Source organism: Streptomyces sp. NPDC104313, from assembly GCF_055583985.1.
Window position 1 is genome coordinate 41279 of sequence record NZ_JBVJMW010000002.1, and the last position, 16050, is coordinate 57328.

At 73.0% G+C, this 16050-nt stretch carries 11 protein-coding genes; 5 read left to right on the plus strand and 6 right to left on the minus strand.

Annotation, left to right across the window (positions count from 1 at the left end; all coding sequences use genetic code 11):
* Positions 1–95: 95 nt before the first annotated feature.
* The 5 genes from fxsT to ACZ60Q_RS04205 form a co-directional block, all read right to left on the minus strand.
* The gene (gene fxsT, locus ACZ60Q_RS04185; protein ID WP_469628128.1) at positions 96–4532 is read right to left on the minus strand and encodes an FxSxx-COOH system tetratricopeptide repeat protein; all 4437 of its coding nucleotides are present in this window, start codon (positions 4530–4532) and stop codon (positions 96–98) included.
* Complete coding sequence (locus ACZ60Q_RS04190; protein ID WP_469628131.1) at positions 4532–5629, minus strand: AAA family ATPase; 1098 nt, start codon at positions 5627–5629, stop codon at positions 4532–4534. The genes fxsT and ACZ60Q_RS04190 overlap by 1 nt, the downstream gene beginning before the upstream one ends.
* Positions 5626–7158, minus strand: a complete 1533-nt coding sequence (locus ACZ60Q_RS04195; RefSeq protein WP_469628134.1) for a VMAP-C domain-containing protein — start codon at positions 7156–7158, stop codon at positions 5626–5628. The genes ACZ60Q_RS04190 and ACZ60Q_RS04195 overlap by 4 nt, the downstream gene beginning before the upstream one ends.
* A gap of 211 nt (positions 7159–7369) precedes the next feature.
* Positions 7370–8623 (minus strand): cytochrome P450 family protein, encoded by a 1254-nt coding sequence (locus ACZ60Q_RS04200; protein ID WP_469628137.1) that lies wholly within the window; start codon positions 8621–8623, stop codon positions 7370–7372.
* Positions 8620–9921: a cytochrome P450 gene (locus ACZ60Q_RS04205; RefSeq protein ID WP_469628141.1), complete on the minus strand. Its 1302-nt coding sequence runs from the start codon at positions 9919–9921 to the stop codon at positions 8620–8622. Before ACZ60Q_RS04205 ends, ACZ60Q_RS04200 begins: the two co-directional genes overlap by 4 nt.
* 311 nt (positions 9922–10232) lie before the next feature.
* Between ACZ60Q_RS04205 and ACZ60Q_RS04210 the strand changes: the two genes are divergently transcribed.
* From ACZ60Q_RS04210 to ACZ60Q_RS04225, 4 genes are all read left to right on the plus strand, one after another.
* The gene (locus tag ACZ60Q_RS04210) at positions 10233–10955 is read left to right on the plus strand and encodes a response regulator transcription factor (RefSeq protein ID WP_469628144.1); all 723 of its coding nucleotides are present in this window, start codon (positions 10233–10235) and stop codon (positions 10953–10955) included.
* Positions 10956–11073: 118 nt separating this feature from the next.
* Positions 11074–12999, plus strand: a complete 1926-nt coding sequence (locus ACZ60Q_RS04215; protein WP_469629499.1) for a sensor histidine kinase — start codon at positions 11074–11076, stop codon at positions 12997–12999.
* A 126-nt stretch (positions 13000–13125) separates the two neighbouring features.
* Positions 13126–13614, plus strand: coding sequence for a hypothetical protein (locus ACZ60Q_RS04220; RefSeq protein ID WP_469628147.1), 489 nt, complete (start codon positions 13126–13128; stop codon positions 13612–13614).
* A 106-nt stretch (positions 13615–13720) separates the two neighbouring features.
* Entirely contained in the window at positions 13721–14365 is a 645-nt protein-coding gene (locus ACZ60Q_RS04225; RefSeq protein ID WP_469628149.1) for a class F sortase, read from the plus strand.
* A gap of 65 nt (positions 14366–14430) precedes the next feature.
* Here ACZ60Q_RS04225 and ACZ60Q_RS04230 read toward each other — a convergent pair whose 3' ends face one another.
* Positions 14431–14754 carry a DUF1330 domain-containing protein gene (locus ACZ60Q_RS04230; protein ID WP_469628151.1) on the minus strand — a complete coding sequence of 108 codons (324 nt, stop codon included), beginning with the start codon at positions 14752–14754 and terminating at the stop codon, positions 14431–14433.
* Between the two features lie 193 nt (positions 14755–14947).
* Between ACZ60Q_RS04230 and sph the strand changes: the two genes are divergently transcribed.
* Positions 14948–15928 (plus strand): sphingomyelin phosphodiesterase, encoded by a 981-nt coding sequence (gene sph / locus ACZ60Q_RS04235; protein ID WP_469628154.1) that lies wholly within the window; start codon positions 14948–14950, stop codon positions 15926–15928.
* Positions 15929–16050: the final 122 nt, after the last annotated feature.

The following is a 16050-nucleotide window of genomic DNA, read 5'->3' on the forward strand; positions in this document are numbered from 1 at the left end:
CGTCGCCCCCGTCAGTGGTCAACCGGCCCGTCGGCCCGGGCCGGGCCCCGTGGTCGTCCCGAGGAGGTGTCGGGGTCTCGGCCCGGTCCGTCGCCTCACAACGGGATCACCGTCACGTCGTACTCGATGCGCTGGTGCAGCCGGGCCGAGGTACGCCACGGGTGCTGCTCCCCCAGGACTCGCGTCAGGCCGTCCACCGCCTGGGCGTTGAGCCGGTCCGCCTCCGCCGGACGGCCGAGTCCGCGCTGGTCCAGGGAGAGGTTCGCGACACAGACGAGGGTGAGGGGATGGTTCTCGCCCACCACCTCGGTGAGCAGCGGCAGCGTGGCGCTGTCCACCTCCAGGGCGCCCGCGAAGTCCAGCCGGGCGTAGTGGTCGTTGGCCCGGCCGAGCGCGGCGGCCAACGTGTAGACGTGCCGCTCCCCCAGGTCCGCCCGGAGCCGTACCCCCGCGACCGTGTCCAGCCGCTCGGCCTCCTCCACCTCGCCCATGGCACGCAGGGTGGCGGCCACGTTGACCATGGCGCACAGGGTGTACGGGTGGTGCTCACCGAAGATGTCCCGGTAGCGGTCCAGGATCTGCCGGCCGAGGCGCCGGGAGTCCTCCAGCCGGCCCGCGATCCTGCGGTCGACGACCGCCGCCATGGCGGCTCCCAGGGTCTCCGGGTACTCGGCGCCGTACCGGGTGGTGAAGCGCTCCAGGATGTCCTCGACCAGCTCCGACGCCTCCTCCTGCAGTCCGGCCCGGCGGCGGCAGATCGCCAGATTCAGGGCGGCCCGGATCGTCGCCGCGTTGGTGGCGCCGAAGTGGGTCCGATAGGTCTGGTACGTCGACTCCTGCAGGACCCGGGCCCGGGGGAAGTCGCCCGCCTCACGGGTGTCCGCCGCCAGGGCGCTCAGCGTGTTGAGTGTGAGGCCGCTGGTCGGGCCGTAGAGCAACTGGCGTTGCCTGGCGGTCTCTTCGTCGATCTCCATCGCCAGCCGGAAGTCACCGGCGACCCGCAGCGATACACCGTAGCTGTGGGCCGCGCTCAGTGTCGTCGGGTCCTCCGGACCGTAGAGGTCGTTCGACCGCTCGAAGGCCTCGGCACTCAGCTCCCGGGAGGCGTCGAAGTCGCCCCGGTAGCGCAGCGAACCGGCCATCTGGAGCATGGAGTCGATGAGCTCCTCCTCCGGGATGGGCGCGCTGCGCGAGACCTCCATGGCCTGTTCGCTCAAGGCCGCGGCCTCCGGGATCCGGCCGAGGTGCTGGAGGTAGAAGCCGAGCATCTTGGTGATCCGGATGACATGCAGGTCCTCCTCGGCCGACTGCTCGCTCCAGGCCTCCCACGCCCGCCGGGTCAGGTCCGCGCCCGCCTCGTGCGCGCCCCAGTAGTAGAGGAAGGTGACCATGTCGAAGACCAGGTCGCGCACCCAGCCGTCGGAGCTGTTCACCGCACCGGAGGCGATCACGTGGGGCAGCAGCCCGAGGTAGGTGGGCCACTGCTCAGGTGAGGCGGGCAGACCGGGCTTGGCGGTGGTCAGGAGCAGGTGGGCGGCGTTGCGCATCGTCTCCCGCTCCTGTTGATCCAGCCGGGCGACGATCACGTTCTGCATCAGCCGGTGCATCTGGAGCGTGCCGGCCTTGTGGTCGAGACGCACCAGCGAGAGCTTGCTCAGATCGCGGGTGGCGCGGGCGAGCAACAGCGGGTCGCGCAGCACACGGTCCAGCTCCGGGGTGATCTGGACGTTGCGGCCACCGCGGAGCATGTTGAGCGGGATGGGCTCGGGTGCCATGCAGGCGCAGATCTGGAGCAGTTGACGGGCGGCGGGGTTCTCGACGGACAGCCGGCCGAGCGAGATGTCCCAGACCGCGGCGACGGGCAGGGGGTAGTCCGGGGACGGGGCCAGTTCGAGGATCTCGGGGCGGCGTTCGTCGAGCAGCTGGAGGTACTCGTCGACCGGCATGCCGGTGGCGGCGTGCCAGGCGCCGGCCTGTTCGACGGCCAGCGGAAGATCGCCGAGCGCCTCGGCGAGCCGGCCGGCGTCCTGGGTGCTCAGCCCCCGGGCCCGGCGCTGGAGCAGGGAGATGCTCTCCTCACGGTCGAAGACATCGACACTGAGGGGGGTGGCGACCCGTTCCCACTCCCGGTTGCGCGAGGTGACGATGATCTTTCCCGGTCCGCCGTTGGGGAAGTACGAGCGCACCGACTCGATGTCCTCCGCGTTGTCGAAGACCAGCAGCCAGTTACCGAAGGGCTTGCCGGTACGCAGGGCCTCGCGGACGGCGGGGACGGCGGTGTTCGCCTGCGGCCCGACCTCCAGGCCGAGGCCGGCCGCCAGCTCGGCGAGCGCGGCCAGGATCAGGCTCTCCTGCTCGGCGGGGATCCACCAGATGACGTTGTACTCGCCGCTGTGGCGATAGACGTACTCCACCGCGATCTGCGACTTGCCCACGCCGCCGAGGCCGTGCAGCGCGTGCGGGAGGACCGCCGTCGTCTCGTCCTCGGTCAGCTGCCGCTCCACGGCGGCGAGAAGGGACTCGCGGCCGGTGAAGTTGGGGTTCTTGGGCGGCACGTTGCCCATGATCCTCGGCTGGCCCGAACGGACGGCGCGTGGATCCGGCGCTTTGACTTCCATCTCCTCGTGAGCCCTCCGGGCCGTGTTGTCAGCTGGTGCCGAGGTGTCAGCTGCTGGGGGTGTCGTGGGCGGCACGGGTCCTCCTGGTGAAACGACGCTGTCCGGTGGCAGCTTTGCCCAGTTCGGGGCATTTTTCATCGGTTCCGCATCGATCTCACCCGGCCGGGCAGGGGGGTCGTCCGACGAACGCACCAGGCGGGTGGCCACCCTGGCGGCCCGGCCGGCGTAGGGCCCCGCCAGTGCGCGCAGGACCGCCAGTTCGATCCGGAGCCAGGGGCGGGCGCCGGGCTCCGCACCGGGGAGGGCGGTGCGCTCCGGGTCGTGGAGGGCCGCGCGGAGCCGTGCGCCGTGCCCCTGCCCCGTACGCAGCCGCGCCAGCAGGCCCACGGTGCGCGCGAGTTGGGTTCTGGTGCTGGTGGCGAGCAGTGCTTCGCGTACGTCGTCGGCGAAGTCCGGGCCGCTCCCGGCGTCGGTGTCCCAGTCGATCAGCCCGCCCATCAGGACCTCGGCGAGGTGCTCGGGCCCGGCCTCCGGCAGGGCCAGGTCGCGCAGCTCGTCGATGACGGCGAAGTCCATGGGTGCGAGGGCCAGCAGCACGGCGAGCTGCCGGGCAGGCGGGCTGGCGAGCGAGCGGAACCGGCGCACAGCGGCGGCCGCCGCCCGGGGACCGTCGACGACGGGGGTGCGCAGCCCGGGGGCGGAGGCCCCCTTCGCCATCGCGCCCGCCAGGACGACCGGCAGTGTTCGCCGCACTCCTCGTTCGCCGGTCACCAGGTCGGCCCAGGCGCGGAAGGACCCGGCGCGCACGCTGAGCACCGGTACGGGCACGGTGTCGTCGTCCGATTCGGGCAGCGGCCGGACGGGGTCGTGCGCGCCGAACGGCGGGCGGAAGCGGAAGCGCCGGTTCGGTGCGCCGAAGCCCCCGGCTTCCAGTTGGGCACGGAAGGGGAACAACGAGGAGCGGTGGCGCAGATAGGGCGGCAGGAGGTGGACCAGCGCGGTGGGCCCGCCGGAAGCGAGCCGTTCCAGTAGCCGATCGGCTCCGGGGCCCGCCCAGCCGTGGGCGAGTCCGTCCGTGACGACGAGGAAGAGCCGCGAGCCGCGGCCGTCGAGCAGTTCGGCGGGGTCGCCGTCGCGTCCGCCGGGCCAGCGCAGCGTGGGTTCGCCGGCCCCGGCGGGCAGGGCCACCCCGACCGTGCGGACATCGCGGAAGGCCCCGCTGCGGGCGGCCTCCTCGGCGATCTGCCGGACGGTGCCGTGCCATGGCGGCATGGTGGGGGCTCGGTCGGCGAGAAGGACGAGGTCGAACGCCCGCTCGCGGTCGGGGAGGAAGTAGGGGACCCACAGCCCGTCGGTGAGCCCGTGCTCGGCCGTACTCTCCTCGTCCAGCGTGCTCCGGCCCCCGGTGGGCACCCTGCGGCCCAGCCCGCGCAGAGACCCGGCCAGCCGCGGCGGGGCCGTCCGCACGGCCCGGGGGCGGGGGCCCGGCAGCCGTTCGGGGCCGGTGCGCGTGCGCTCCTGGACGGTCCGGATCTCCCGTTCGTACGCCGGTGGCCCGGGCAGCCCAAAGACCCCGGGCACGGCCTCGGGCGCGGGGTCCGGGGCGGACGGCGGGTGGGGGGCCGGGGCGAGGCGGGAGTCGGGTGCTCCGGTGGGCGGGGGCCCGTCGGGGGACGGGTGGGCGGGGCCGGGCGCACCGGGGCGCTGCCCGGCGGGGGGCGGGTGGTTCGGGGCGGTGCGGTGGGCGTCGAGGCGGGCGGCGGCGAGCCAGGCGGCGTCGGCGAGCTCCGTCCAGTCGGCCCCGCCCGGTTCGTACGGGCCGCCGTCCTCGTGTCGGTCGCCGGTGGCGCGGTCGGGGGAGCCGGCCGGCACGGACGCGGGGTCCGGAGCACGCTCCCTGGGCAAGCCGTTCATCAGCGGCCCTTCGAGAGGTCTCGGAGGAGCATCTCGACGAGCTTACGCCCGTCGGCATCCGCTTGAAAACCGCCCGCGGTCGTCAGCTGGACGGCGTTGAGCAACTGGTCGATCGACTGGGTGCCGCCGCCGAGCTGACGGCTGACGAACTCGTCCACCAGCGCCTCGACACCTTCCGGGCGTTGCCGCAGATGGCTGACGACGATGCCGATCAGCTGCTCGCGGCCCGGCGGCAGCATCTCCAGCGGCAGGCAGCGGCGGCGGAACGCCGCGGGGAACTCCCGTTCGCCGTTGCTCGTGATGACCACGACGGGGAACTGCGCGCATTCCACCCGGCCGCCCTCGACCCTCGCCGAGCCGCGCGGGTCGTCGGTGAACACGGTCGCCGACTCCTCGTTGCCGCGGACGAGTTCGGGGATCTCGTAGCTGCCGTTCTCCAGGACGTGCAGGAGGTCGTTGGGCAGGTCGATGTCGCTCTTGTCCAGCTCGTCGACGAGCAGCACCCGGGGGCGCCCGTAGGCGAGCAGGGCGGTGCCGAGCGGGCCGAGGGTGACGAAGTCCCCCAACGCGGGCGGCCCTTCACCGGTCGGGCCGCGTCCGTCCGGATCTCCGTCGACGGCGTCGGGGGCGGGGGCGTGCGTACTGTCGGCGTCGGCCGCCCGCCAGGCCGCGATCGCCTGGGCGCGGCCGATCGCGTCGTACGCGTACAGGCCTCCCCTGAGCGTGCTGCGGCTGACGATGCTCCAGGGCAGGACCCGGCCGAGCCCCAGCTCACGGGCGATCAGATAGGCGAGGGTGGACTTGCCGACGCCCGGAGGGCCGGTGATGAGGAGCGGGCGGCGCAGCAGCAGGGCCGCGTTGACCGCGTCGATCTCCTCGCGGCGCAGCTGCGGCCCGTCCTGGATCCGGCCGAGACGGCGTTCCGCGGCACGGTCGTCCTCGGGCGGTGGCGGCTGGAGCGGTCCGCCGGGGAACGTACGCCAGGGCGGCGGCGTCGGCAGCTCCGGCGGCTCGCCCCCGGGGGCCCTTCCGGTCGCGTGGAAGACCCACCACGGGGGCGGCGGCGACGGTGGTACGGCAGCGGCCTCTCCGCTCATGCCGACAACAACTCCTCACGATCGACCAGTCGGTACGGGTCGTCCCAGAAGAACGCGATGTGCCTGCCCACCCACAGCGGGCCGTCCTCCTCGATCTCCGCCCCCGCCCTCAACCGGTGCACTTTTTCAGGCAGTTGTGCGTACGTGTGGCCCAGAAGCAGCGTGAGCAGTTCGCTGGACCGGGAGGAGCTTTCGGCTCTGCGGTCCCAGGCGGCGACACCCACGCCCTCGACGACGGCGGCCTGCAACGCCTCCAGGCCGTACCCCTTTACGGCGGGCGTGTCGAGAATGACCGCGGTGAGCGAATCGTCCCCGGCGAGATGGGCACGCCAGCGTTCGAACCCGTCCCGGTCGGCGGCCCTCCAGCGGTGGGGGGCCGGGGCGGTCGTGGTCCGGAGCTGATCCCAGCGGGCCTGCCAGCGGCGCAACTGCCCGGCGTCGCCGCGCATCCGGTCCAGACTGCGCAGATGGACCCGGTAGTGCATACCGATCGGCCGGGGCCTCGGGTCTCCGGTACCCAGTTCCAGGCGGGCCATATCGTGGTTCAGCAGGTCGAAGGGGAGCAGGAACTCGACGTGGACCGGCCCCCCGCCGGCCCCCGCCTTCCCCGCCTGCTCACCTGGCACCGGCGGCCCCGCATGCCCCTTCCGGGTGCCGGTCCACAGCGCCTCGCCCCGCTCGACGGCGCGCTCGACCGCTCCGGCCAGGGTGTTCAGGGTGACGGTCTCCATAGCGCCCTGCTCCGGCCGCCAGTAGCCGGGGGCCTTGTTGAGCCAGTGCCGGACGAAGACGTCCGGTGAACCGTCCCGGGCCGGTTCGACCATGACGACCAGACACCGGGGCACCGTCGGATCGGGGGCGGCGGGCCGCTCCAGGCGCCGCCGGCAGGCGGCAAGCGCCTCCTGCGCCCCGGCCGGGCCCTCCGCCTCCGCCCAGCGGTCCGCCCACCGGCGCAGCGCCGCGCCCTGCTCGGCCGACAGGGCGGCGGCGGCCTCGACGAGAACGACGGCTGCGGGGAGACCGTCGGCCAGCGCGGTCATGTCCATTGCCTGGTGGAAGAGTTCGGCCGGTGTTCCGTGGTCCGGCAGGTCTCCGGGCAGTTCGTCACCGAGGAGGGCGGCGAGGCGCCCGCCGTCGATGTCCTTCGCCTCGACGAGCAGCCGGCGCGCCTGCCGGGCGAGGTCCTCGGCGAAGACCGGCGCGGGCCAGGGACCCGGCCGGCCGCCGCCGGTCCGGATGCCCGCCTCCGCGGCGATCCGTTCGGCGTCGTCCTTGCCGGAGACCGTGCGGACCGCGTAGACGAGCGCCTCGGGGCCGCCGGGCCGGTGGATCACCTTGCGGACCAGATGCGTCATGTCGATCCGGGGCGTGCTGTCCGGGTAGGTCAGTTCGACGCCGAGTCTGTACCCCACCGTGCCCACGAACTCGACGCGCTGGCTCCGGTCCTTGACGCAGTCGAGCAGGGTCAGCGCGTCGACGAGGATCTGCATCAGGTCCGGTCCCGGGTGCCCGTGCGGGACAGCGTTCATCGCCGATGATCCCCCGCCGAGTCGGTCCAACTCACATGACTGAACGCGAAGTTACCACGACTGAATCTTCGGCAACCAGGATCTTCACGCGCCCCGGTGGCCCGGTCCGGAGCGCTGCCTCAGGCCCTGGACGCGGGCTCGGTGGGGCGGTCCCGCCGGAACGTCAGGTCCCGCTCGCGGACCAGAGCGTCGGGGCCCGCCGGTTGCGTCGTCAGCCCAGGAGGACCGGGAAGGCGGTCATGTCGTTCTGCGTCATCACCGGAAGCTTGGTGATCTCCTCGTCCGGGACAGCGAGGCGGAGCCCGGGGAAACGCGTGAACAGAGCGGGCAGCGCGATGCCCGCCTCGACGCGCGAGAGGGCCGCCCCGGGGCAGATGTGCGGGCCGTGACCGAAGGTCATGTGGCGGCCACGCGTGGGCCGGGTGATGTCGAAGGCGTCGGCGTCGGGGCCGTGTTGCTCGATATCGCGTCCGATCGCCCGGTAGGAGACGACGACCCCCTCGCCCTTGCGGATCACGTCGTCGCCGACGGTGATGTCCTCGGTGGCGAACCGCATCAGCAGGTGGGTGGTGGGGGTGTCCCAGCGCAGCGTCTCCTCGATCACCGCGTCCCAGCCGGCCTCCCCGGTGAGCACCATGCGCAGCTGGTCGGGGTGGGAGAGGAGGGCGCGTACGGCGTTGAGGACGAGGCCGATGGTGGTCTCGTGCCCGGCGGCGACCATGGCCTTGAGGTTGCCCACCACCTCCTCCTCGGTGAGCGGCTCGCCGCCCTCCTCGGCCAGGATCAGCGCGCTGGTGAGGTCGTCCGTGGGCCGGGCGGCCCTCTCCCGTACGAGGCCGGTGTAGAAGACGTCCAACTCGGCGAGCAGCGCGAGGCGTTCGTCCTGCGGAGTGAGCATGGAGAAGAACGCCTTGTACTGCCTGGTCAGCATGGCGTGCTGGGACTCGTCCACGCCCATGAGCAGGCCCACCACCCGCATCGGCAGCGGCTGGGCGAAGACCGCCTTCAGGTCGACGACCCCGTCGTCCCCCCGCGCCGCGTCGAGGGCGTCCAGCAGCTCCTGGGTGAACCTCTCGATCTCCGGGCGGATCGCCTCCAGGCGGCGGGGGGTGAGCGCCTGCGAGGTCTTGGTCCGCAGCCGCCGGTGTTCGGCCCCGTCGACGGTGAACATGGAGCGCCCGGCGTCGATCATGCCGATCAGCGGCCAGGCGTGGGTCACCGCGCCGCTCTGCCAGGGCCCCCAGGCGTCGATGTCCTTCACCAGCCGCGGGTCGAGCAGGAGTCGGCGCGCCTCGGCGTGCCGGGTGACCGTCCAGGCCGGGACGCCGAGCAGGTCGATCCGGGCCAGGACCCCGGCGTCGCGCAACCGTGCGGTCTCGCCGTCCAGGTCCTTGACCATGGGGTCGATGACGACGGTCCCGGCGTCCCGGTCGGCCGGCGCCGCGGCGGTGTGCGGACAGTTCACAACGCGTCTCCTGTCGTGCGTACGGGAGTGAAGCGGACGGGCAGCGCGGTGCTCCCGCGCAGGAAGGCGGACGGCCGGCGGACCAGTTCGGTCGCGGGGACGGCCAGTTCGAGGTCGGGCAGCCGGTCCAGGAGCACCTCGATGCCGGTACGGGCGATGATCTCGGCGATCTCCTGGGCGGGAAAGGGGCAGCGGTACTCGCCGTGGCTGAACGCCAGGTGCGCGCTGTTGCCGCCCTGCCCGGAGCGGACGGCGGAGGCGGTGACCTGCTGGCGGATGTGCGGGTCGGCGTTGGCCGCGCCGAGGCCGAGGAGCAGCATGTCGCCGCGGGCGATGTTCCGCCCGCCGAGCCGGGCGTCGCGCGCGGCCCACCGACCGGCCAGGATCTGGGTGGGGCCGTCCTCCCAGAGCACCTCGTTCATGGCCTCGGCGACACTGTGCCGGCCGCCGGACAGGGCGTCGGCGAACTGGTCCTCGGTGAGCATCAGCCGGGTGGAGTTGCTGATCCAGTCGGCGGTGGTCAGGTGTCCGGCGGCCGTGATGGCCATCAGGTCGAGCGCGTACTCCTCGTCCGTGAACGGTTCGGGATGGGCGAGCATCCGGGAGGTCACGTCGTCGCCGGGCCGCGCCCGCTTCGCCGCGACGAGACGCCGCATGTGCTCGCCGAAGCTCAGGTACGCCTGCTGCGCGCCGGGGCCGCCGTCGGCGAGGTCCTTGAGCACCCGCGCGATGTCGGCGCCCTCGTCGTCGGGGAAGCCGACGAGCCGGGCGAGCACGAGGACGGGCAGCGGCTCGGCGAACTCGGCGACGAGGTCGGCGGTGCCCCGGGTGCAGACGGCGTCGATGAGCCGGTCGGCCAGCTGCTCGCAGTGCTGCCGGATTTCGAAGGCGTCCGCCCCTTCGAGAGCCGGTAGGACCATGTCGACGTGCCGACGGTGCTCGGCTCCGGCGGTGAAGTAGATGGACGGCATGGGGGTGCCCACCATGGGCAGCAGCGGCCAGTCGGCGGGGACGTTCTCCCACTGGTTCCACAGGGAGACGTCCCGGGGGTACAGCTCCCCGTCGCTGGTGACCTGGTGGAGCTCCCGGTAGCCGATCACCAGCCAGGCGGGAAAGCCCCCGGGCAGCTCGACCGGGACGACGGGGCCGTGGTCGCGCCGCATGGACCGGTAGAGCGCCTGCGGTTCGGTGAGGGAGCCGGGTCCGCCGAGCGCGACGGCGCCCGTACCGGCGGCCACGGGGCAGCCGCCGCCGGTGCCGGCCGTGGACGCGGGCGTGGCGGACGAGGGGTTCGTCATCGTACGGACTCCAGGGGCGGCGGCTTCGCGCGTTGCGACCATACGATCAACGCGGCTCCACTATAAGGAGGTTGCGTGAAACACCGGAGCTGTTCGCGCTCATTATCGCCCGAACTCCGAACGATTCGACCTCGCCTTCCGCCCGTTCTCCTATGACATCTGCGCACCTTTGATCACAAGGTCGGCATCGCTCCAGGGCTCCGCCGGGCGTCGGCGGTCGTCGGACCCGGTCGGGATCGGGTCCGGGACGTGGACGGCCTCGGGGCCGCCCCCGGGCTCGCACCGTGATCCCGCCGCACTACGATCGGGGCGTGTGCGCTGACGTCATAGTTGCCGAGGACGACGAGAAGCAGGCCGAGCTCGTACGCCGCTATCTGGAACGGGAAGGACATGCCGTACGGATCGTGGGCGACGGCCTCGCCGCGCTCGACGCCGTCCGCCAACAGGAACCCGATCTGCTCGTTCTCGATGTGATGATGCCCCGGGCCGACGGCCTGGACGTGGTGCGGGTGCTGCGGTCCGAGAACCGCGAACTGCCGGTGCTGATGCTGACCGCCCGCTCGACCGAGGACGATCTCCTGCTCGGTCTCGACCTCGGCGCCGACGACTACATGACCAAGCCCTACAGCCCGCGCGAGCTGATGGCCCGGGTCCGTACCCTGTTGCGGCGTACCCGGCGGACCGCCTCCCCGGAGCCGGTGGCCGAGGACCCCGTCCTGCGTGTCGGCGCCCTCGTGGTCGACCCGGCGCGGCACGAGGTGTCCGTGGGCGGCGGGACGGTGGAGTGCACCCCGGGCGAATTCCGGATCCTGGCCGCCCTGGCGGCGGGACCGGACCGGGTGTTCAGCCGTCAGCGGCTGCTGGAGGAACTCCACGGGTTCGACCGCTACATCAGCGCCCGGACCGTCGACGTGCACGTCATGAACCTGCGCAAGAAGATCGAGCGGGCCCCGCGGCGACCGGAGCGCCTGCTCACCGTGTTCGGCGTCGGCTACAAGCTCACCGACCCGGCGGGGGCCACCCGGCGTGCGTAGAGCGCGCGGCGGGGACGACAGGCCGGATGGACGCGGGTCGGGCCGGGACGAGGGGAGTGGCGGCCGAGGAGGGCGGCACGAGGGGCCGCGGGAGAGGCCCGGCCGGGCGCGGCTGCCGCTGCGCCGGAGCCTGCTGGGGCGGCTGCTCGCCGTTTCGGCGCTGGTGGCCGCGTGTTCGGTGGCGGCCACCGCCTGGATCGCCGTGCAGACCACCTCGGGTGCGATCAAGCAGGAGCAGGGGCAGAACCTCACCGCGGACGCCCGGATCTACGACACCCTGCTGGACTACGCCGCCCGCAATCCGACCTGGGACGGGGTGGGTGCGACGGTGCGAAAGCTGGCCCGGGAGTCGGGACGTCGGGTCGCCCTGACCACGCAGGGCCGGCAGCCGCTCGCCGACTCCGCCACCGCGGCGACCGCCCCGGCGCTTCCGCCGCAGGCGTCCGCCGTGGTCGACCCGTTGTCCGTGGACACCGTTCTGGCGGCGCGCGGGACCGACGGACAGGACACGGCGGCCGACCGCATCGACCCCCGGGCGGTGGGGCCGTTCCGGCTGTCGGCGGCCGACAGCCGGGCGTTGCGGCGGACGGCCGACGGCACGGTGGCGTGCCTGAACCGGGCGGGGATCGCCTCGGACGTGGTGGTCGGCGCGAGCGGACGCCCCCGGGTACAGATCGTGGGGAACTACCCCGAACGCGCCTGGGGCACCCGCTGCGATCTCGCCGCACTGGACACACCCACCCGGTCGGAGCGGAAGGCGCTCGACGCGCTCACCGAGTTGGCCGACGCCTGCCTGAAACGCCAGGGCCGCGAGGGCGTACGGCTGAACAGCGACCTGTCCTGGGGCGATCCGGACTCCTCGTCCCTGCCGGACACATCCGGCCCGCTGATGTCGCGGCCGGTGCCGGCGCCGGCACCGACGCCCCGCGGCGCCCCCTCGAAGTCCGCCGCGCCGTCCGTCGTGACGCCGGAGCGCACCGGGGAGAACGACCGGGCCATCGCGTCCTGCGTGGGCACGGCCCGGAGCGAACAGCTCAGCTCGTACGTGGCCTCCCCCGCCCTCCTCTTCATCGGCGACGAGGGCGGCGCGACGCTGCCCGGGTTCGACCTGTCCCCCGCGAACACGGCCAGGATCGCCGGGGCCGCGGCGCTCGTGCTGGCACTGACCGTGGGCGCGTCGGTGTTCGCGGGGGCCCGGCTGGTGCGCCCGCTGCACGCGCTGACCGGCGCCGCGCAGCGGATGCGGGACGGGGAGCAGCCGGAGTCGGTGCCCGTCCCGGGGGATGACGAGATCGGGCGGCTGGCCGCGGCGTTCAACGACATGTCCGCACACCGGGCACGGTTGGAGGAGCAGCGCAAGGCCATGGTGAGCGACGTCGCCCATGAGCTGCGCACCCCGCTGAGCAACATCCGGGGCTGGCTGGAAGCCGCCCAGGACGGACTCGCCGACCCCGATCCGGCGTTCGTCTCCTCGCTGCTGGAGGAGGCCGTGCTGCTCCAGCACATCATCGACGACCTCCAGGACCTGGCGGCGGCCGACGCCGGGGTGCTGCGACTGCATCCCGAACCCGTCGAGGCCCGGGAGCTGCTGAGCCAGGTCGCCGCCGCCCACCAGGCGCGGGCGGAGAACGCGGGCGTCACACTCGCTGTAGCGGCCACCGCACCGGGCCCGGCCCTGCGCGCCGACCCGGTCAGGCTCCGGCAGGCGGTGGGCAACCTGGTGTCCAACGCCGTACGTCACACGCCGGAGGGCGGACGGGTGACGCTGCGCGCGTACGCCTGTGAGGAGGACGACGGGGCGGTGCTGGTCGAGGTGACGGACACCGGATCCGGCATCCCGCCTAAGGACCTTCCCCATGTCTTCGACCGGTTCTGGCGCGCGGAGAAGTCCCGCAGCCGTCGTACGGGCGGCAGCGGGCTGGGCCTCGCCATCGTCCGCAAACTGGTCGAGGCCCACGGCGGCACGGTGGGCGCGACGAGCGTCGAGGGCGAGGGATCCACGTTCGTCCTTCGGCTCCCCCGAACCACGCCGTTGGGCCCCTGACGCGATGACCACCGCGCTCTGACAGCTTCTTCATATCTCCACGCCAGCCTGGCGGCATGCCCCGTCCCCGGTGCGAACCGGCATCCGGGACCGTCACGGGGCCGCGTATGAAATGGAGCCATCTGTATGACCGCTTTCACCTCCCGCCTCACCCTGCGTGCCGCCGTCCTGTCCGCTGTCGCGGCCGGCGCGGTGCTGGTCCCGTCCGCCGCCGCCTTCGCCGACACCACCCCGAAGCCGTCGAAGCCCGCCGTGGTCGACCTGTCCCCGGAGCGCGCCAAGGCCGCAGCGGAGGCCCCGAAGTCCGCCGCCCCAGCCGTCACCCCGCGCGGCGGAGTCGCGGCCGGCGACCGCCCGGCACCCGCGCAGAAGGAGACCGCCCCGGCCGTCACCCCGCGCGGCGGTGTCGCGGCGGGCGACCGCCCGGCACCCGCGGCGAAGGACGCCGCCCCGGCCGTCACTCCGCGCGGCGGTGTCGCCGCCGGTGAGCGTATCGCCGGCAACGGCGGCAACAGCACCGCGCTGCTGGCCGGTTCGGTGGCCGGGACCGCGCTGCTCGCCGGCGTGGGCACGATCGTGCTGCGCCGCCGCTCCGCTGCCGGCCTCAACGGCTGACCCGCACCCTCACCAACGCTGACCGTGGCGCCGCCCCTGTACCGGGGCGGCGCCACGCCCGCTCACCGGCCCGCTCTTCCGCCCCGCCCCGATCCCGGAGTCCTCTGTGCCGTCCCGTACGCCCCGCCGCTTCCGGCGGACCACTGCCCTGTTGACCGCCGTCGCGGCCTGCGTCGCACTGGCCGGATGCTCGGCCTCCGAGCCATCCGTGTCCTCCCCCGCCACCGTGTCCGGCGCCCCCTCCGCCTCGGCGCAGGGCGAGGCGGCGTCCGGATCGTCCGGATCGACCAGGACCGACGAGCCGGACCGGTCGGCCCCCGCCCACGTCTCCATCCCCTCGATCGGCGTGCGGAGCGTCCTCATGGAGCTGGGGCTCAACGCGGACGGCACGGTCGAGGTCCCGCCCGCGGAGAAGGGCATGACGGCGGGCTGGTGGACCGGCGGGTCCGTGCCCGGGGCGCCAGGGCCGGCCGTACTGATCGGCCACAACGACACCCGCTTCGGCCGGGCCGTCTTCCACGACCTCAAGAACATCCGCGAGGGCGCCGAAGTGCTGGTCCGGGACGGGGCGGGGAAGACCCTGCGGTTCACGGTCACGGGCAAGGAGACGGTCAGCAAGAAGGCGTTTCCCACCGAGAAGGTCTACGGCCCGACGAAGGACAGCACGCTGCGGCTCATCACGTGCGACGGGGAGTTCGACGCGGAAGGCCATCCGGTCGACAACCTCATCGTGTACGGCGACCTCGCCTGAGAACGGCAGCTGTCACGGGAACTCGCGAGCGACGGCCGGCAGACGCCTGTGGCAACCCCTGCGCGTCAGGAGCCCTGGGCCGGGACGGAGAAGCCCTCGGGCGGCACGCCCTCGACGAACAGCATCCCCACCCTGGCCTTGCCTTCACGTATCCCTCGGGCCTTTCGGTAGCCGGGGGAGCCGTACCACTCCCGGATCCGGTCCAGGTCGGGAAACTCGATGACCACGAAGCGGGAGGAGTTCCAGACGCCTTCGACGGGCTCGGGCGTGGAGCCCGCGACCAGGTAACGGCCACCGTGGTCGAGAATGGACTTCTGGGCCGCTGACGCGTAGGCCAGACCCGCCTCCTCGTCCAGCACATCGACGTTGACGATGACGTAAGCGGGCATGGCATTCCCCTGTTCCGTTGGACACGGCGTGCACCGATGTCACGGTCGAGACTATGGCTCGGCGCCGCCACGGTCGGCGACGGATGGCAGCCGACCGGACAGACTCGTGCCACCCGATGTCTACCCGTGGGTAACTGCCGCTGCTTGGATGGGGGTCGCCCGGTACGCCCCCCAATCGACCACAGGAGACCCCGTGCCGAACACCGTGTTCCGCCGCCTGACCGGCGTGGCCCTGTCCGCCACCCTCGCCACCGTCACCCTCGCCGTGAGCGCACCGCGGGCGGCGGCTGCCGAGACCCCGTCACTGCGGGTGCTCTCGTACAACGCGTTCATCTTCAGCAAGACGCTCTACCCGAACTGGGGCCAGGACCACCGAGCGGCCGAGATCCCGAAGACGCCGTTCTTCCAGGGCAATGACGTCGTGGTGATCCAGGAGGCCTTCGACAACGGGGCCTCCGACGCGCTGCTGCGAAACTCCGCGTCCCAGTACCCGTACCAGACCCCGGTGGTCGGCCGGAGCAAGAGCGGCTGGGACGCGACGGGCGGCTCGTACGCGGCGGCGACACCGGAGGACGGCGGCGTCACGATCCTGAGCAAGTGGCCGATCGTGCGCAAGGAGCAGTTCGTCTTCAAGGACGCGTGCGGCGGCGACTGGTTCTCGAACAAGGGCTTCGCCTACACGGTGCTGAACGTCAACGGGGCCCGGGTCCACGTCGTCGGCACCCACGCCCAGTCGACCGACCCCGGCTGCTCGGCGGGCCAGGCGGCGCAGATGCGCGGCCGGCAGTTCAAGCAGATGGACGCGTTCCTCGACGCGAAGAAGATCCCGGCCTCGGAACAGGTCGTCGTGGCGGGCGACTTCAACGTCGACGGGCACTCGGCCGAGTACGCGTCGTTCCTCAACGACGCGGGCCTGACCGCGCCGGAGACCCGGACGGGCCACCCGTACTCCTTCGACACCCGCGACAACTCCATAGCCTCCGAGCGCTACCCCGACGACCCGCGCGAGGACCTGGACCACGTCCTGCACCGCACGGGCCACGCCAAGCCGTCGGGCTGGAAGAACGACGTGATCAAGGAGCGGAGCGCTCCCTGGACCGTGTCCAGCTGGGGCACGGACCACACCTACACGAACCTCTCCGACCACTATCCGGTGATCGGCTCCGGCCAGTAGCCGGACCATGGCGTGGGGGGGGCCCCCCCCCCCCCCGGGGGGGGGGGGGGGGGGCCCCGGGGGGGGCCCCCCCCCCGCGGGGGGGGGCCCCCGGGGTGGGGGGGGGAGGAGCAACCCGCAAG

What these genes read in the sequence shown, in the direction of transcription:
- fxsT (WP_469628128.1), bottom strand. Translation starts at nt 4,532, where the DNA reads ATGAACGGCTTGCCCAGGGAGCGTGCTCCGGACCCCGCGTCCGTGCCG.
- ACZ60Q_RS04190 (WP_469628131.1), bottom strand. Translation starts at nt 5,629, where the DNA reads ATGAGCGGAGAGGCCGCTGCCGTACCACCGTCGCCGCCGCCCCCGTGG.
- ACZ60Q_RS04195 (WP_469628134.1), bottom strand. Translation starts at nt 7,158, where the DNA reads ATGAACGCTGTCCCGCACGGGCACCCGGGACCGGACCTGATGCAGATC.
- ACZ60Q_RS04205 (WP_469628141.1), bottom strand. Translation starts at nt 9,921, where the DNA reads ATGACGAACCCCTCGTCCGCCACGCCCGCGTCCACGGCCGGCACCGGC.
- ACZ60Q_RS04220 (WP_469628147.1), top strand. Translation starts at nt 13,126, where the DNA reads ATGACCGCTTTCACCTCCCGCCTCACCCTGCGTGCCGCCGTCCTGTCC.
- ACZ60Q_RS04230 (WP_469628151.1), bottom strand. Translation starts at nt 14,754, where the DNA reads ATGCCCGCTTACGTCATCGTCAACGTCGATGTGCTGGACGAGGAGGCG.